This is a genomic window from uncultured Cyclobacterium sp. (assembly GCF_963976465.1).
Classification (GTDB): Bacteria; Bacteroidota; Bacteroidia; order Cytophagales; family Cyclobacteriaceae; genus Cyclobacterium.
The window spans coordinates 1-2,327 of the sequence record NZ_CAXBOC010000664.1 but is presented as its reverse complement, the minus strand read 5'-3'; the positions used below and the strand labels follow the sequence as shown (position 1 = coordinate 2,327).

At 35.5% G+C, this 2,327-nt stretch carries 2 protein-coding genes and 1 pseudogene; all 3 read left to right on the top strand.

The genetic code is table 11. The annotated features are described in order from the left end of the window. The first annotated feature begins 305 nt into the window (after positions 1-305). The gene (locus AAC037_RS23595) at positions 306-902 is read left to right on the top strand and encodes an RNA polymerase sigma factor (RefSeq protein ID WP_339906087.1); all 597 of its coding nucleotides are present in this window, start codon (positions 306-308) and stop codon (positions 900-902) included. A 113-nt stretch (positions 903-1,015) separates the two neighbouring features. Continuing rightward, a complete protein-coding gene (locus AAC037_RS23590) occupies positions 1,016-1,921 on the top strand; it encodes a FecR domain-containing protein (protein ID WP_339906085.1) in 906 nt (301 codons plus the stop codon). A gap of 54 nt (positions 1,922-1,975) precedes the next feature. After that, positions 1,976-2,327: pseudogene (locus AAC037_RS23585) on the top strand (SusC/RagA family TonB-linked outer membrane protein); the annotation flags it as partial.

The following is a 2,327-nucleotide window of genomic DNA, read 5'->3' as shown; positions in this document are numbered from 1 at the left end:
ATGGTGCATTCTTATTTACCGAAAGTGGTGCACTTGTAATTACCGATTACAAATGTTTGGTTAATCCTATAAAAGGTAGCTTTTTTTCCTTTTAAAAAATGTATGTAACTTATCCGCGAGGAGGGAGTCAAATAGCGTTTGCCTGAATATTTTCCTTCAGTAGAAAGGAAACTAAGTTTCAGTAAAGATTACATTATCAAGAAATTTTCAACCTAAAGAAGGATCAATTAAGAGGGTTATATTTTTCCGGAAAATTTCCTAGAATTGTTGATTTCAATGCTGTATACAAATCATTACTTTAATCAATGAAAGTTGAAAAGGATCTTATTCTTGAGTTAAAGAAAGGGAATAGTGATGCCCTATCTATGATTTATGATCAATATTATGAAAGCCTTTATTATTATTTATTGAAGTTTACTCGGCAGGAAGATTTGGCGCAGAATGCTGTGCAGGATTTATTTGTGGACCTATGGGCATCAAGATCAAAGTTAGGTGAAATTAAATCCCTCAAAGGGTATCTTTTTGTGTCGGGGAAACGGAAGTTATATCATCTGCTACAGTCCAACAAAAAAAAGCAACGCTTTGGTGGGGCGTATTCCGAAGAGGTAGAGGGAATCTTCTTCCAATATTCACAAGAAGATTTTTTAGTAGAAGTAGAAACCAATGAGCAAAGGAAAGATAGGCTTTTAAAAGCGATAAATGGTCTTCCATCTCGCCAGAAAGAAGCTATTTATTTGCGTTATTATGAAAAATTAAGCATTGAGGAAATCAGTCAAATCCAAGGGATTGCTTACCAGTCTGTACTTAATAATTTACAAAGAGCACTTCAAGCATTACGCGCTAACCCGTTAATTGGCAGTCTATTTGAATGGGTTCTGCTTGCATTTTTTTGTTTGATGTAAAATTAATTTTAATTTTTCCCAATTTTTTTGAGTATCTGACCCTTGAATGAGTCTCTTTATATAAAAGCCTGTGATGTAGGCTGATTTTATTAAAAGACCGAATATTCTAAAAATTGAAAAAATCCAAACCAATATTTGACGACCTGAGGAAAGAAACAGAAAATCCTGTCAAGGTTTCTTTTGCCAATCGCTCGCTGTCGAAAACTGTCCTTGCCCAAGAAAAAAGCAAATTACTGCAAAGGATAGCAACCGATGAAGCAGGCCTTGAGACTAAATCTGTTGCCATGGAAAATTGGAAAGCCATTATTTTTAGGTATGCAGCAGCAGCTGTGATTTTAGTTGTAAGCTTGGTGGCTGTCATTAGTATTGATAAGGTAAGTCATCAAACGGCCTACGGAGAGGTGGCAAGTGTTCAATTACCGGATGGAACTAAGGTAACACTCAATGGAAACTCTTTATTAGAGTACTCCCGTTTTTATTGGTGGTTTTTAGAGGAAAGGAAGGTTTCTTTGAATGGAGAGGCCTTTTTCGATGTGGTCAAACAAAAAACAAAAGATGGCGATTTGAAATTTCAGGTTTTTACCGAGCACTTAAAGGTGGAAGTTTTGGGAACAGAATTTAACGTAATTGACAGGGCTAATCAAGAGGTGGTAGTATTGGAAGAGGGGAGTGTACAGGTTAGTATTTTATCTACTGAGACCACTATACCTTTAATCCCGGGAGAGTACATGAGTTATGATAAAATGAATTTTAAGGTGGAACATGGCTCAGTTGTAACAGAAGGCTACACCTCTTGGAAGGACAATTATATTGTTTTGGACAACAAAACCTTAGGAGACCTGGCTCAGATTATCAATACAGTTTACGGAAAGAAAGTAGTCTTTAAAAAGAATTCAGACAAGGAAATAATCCTTCAAGGAAAAGTCCCTTCAAATGAAATCAATGTTTTGATACAAGCCTTAAGATTGGCAACAAACCTAAGAATACATATGGAAGGAGATACGGTTTTTGTCAACTGAGACAAACTCAAATAGTGCAAAACTCAATTAATATTAACAATAAAAACCCAATTTATGAGAAATTATTATTACACCATAGCATTGCTGCTGTGCTTGTTTTATTTAGGAAACAACCAATATTCCTTAGGGCAGGAGTTGCTTTCTTATAATGAATTTGACAACCAAAAACAGCCGAATAAAACAGCAAAAACCATGACTTTTAAAAAGGCCATGGAGCAATTTGGAGACCATTATGGGATTTCATTTTTGTATCGCAAAGATTTATTGGATCACCAATTGGTCAATTCTCCTTCTTTATCAGGAGATAGGGAGAAGGGTCTTGCAGAATTGCTTGCACCATTAGGGGTGAGCTATAAAGAATTGCGGAAAGATTATATCGTTATTTTTTCAAGTGAAGAAATAATTG